The sequence below is a fragment of the Bradyrhizobium sp. NBAIM08 genome, assembly GCF_020193935.1.
Classification (GTDB): domain Bacteria; phylum Pseudomonadota; class Alphaproteobacteria; order Rhizobiales; family Xanthobacteraceae; genus Bradyrhizobium; species Bradyrhizobium yuanmingense.
In genome coordinates this window covers 1-451 of sequence record NZ_JADYVR010000322.1, presented here as the reverse complement: position 1 = coordinate 451, position 451 = coordinate 1, and the positions used below count along the sequence as shown (strand labels likewise).

The following is a 451-nucleotide window of genomic DNA, read 5'->3' as shown; positions in this document are numbered from 1 at the left end:
GTTGGCAGAATGGACGGCAGTCGTCGAAGTATTGTGACATTGAACGCTTCCGACGGAGGTTTCTTGGGAATTGGCGGCGGCGAGGATGGGGTTTATGTGTGCTTCGCCGTCGATGCCGGCGGAGCCGAAGCTCGATTAATTGGTTCACCCAACGCCTCGGACGGCACATTTCGCGTATTTATGGGGCAACCGAATATTCGGGCAAAGCGGGAAGCTGCTGATCGCAAGACAGTCTTGTCGGTAGCCAAAACTTACGCCGAGCTAGGTGAGTTGAATTCAAATTACGAATGGACCAAGTCGTAGTCTTCGCCGTAATCGCCTATCACCACCACGCATCTACAACGCGGCCTGGCACCTCCGGCGAAAACTGAAACGGTAAGTACATCGGGCCCGCTCGTTCGTTTTCTCTGGCAGACAAACTCACCTCGCGTTATCGTGATAGGTATTGGAT

The 451-nt window shown here is 53.7% G+C and carries 1 protein-coding gene; it reads left to right on the top strand.

Annotation, left to right across the window (positions count from 1 at the left end; genetic code table 11):
• On the top strand, positions 1-303 hold a 303-nt coding region (locus I6F37_RS39710), incomplete at its 5' end, for a hypothetical protein (protein ID WP_225154335.1).
• Positions 304-451: the final 148 nt, after the last annotated feature.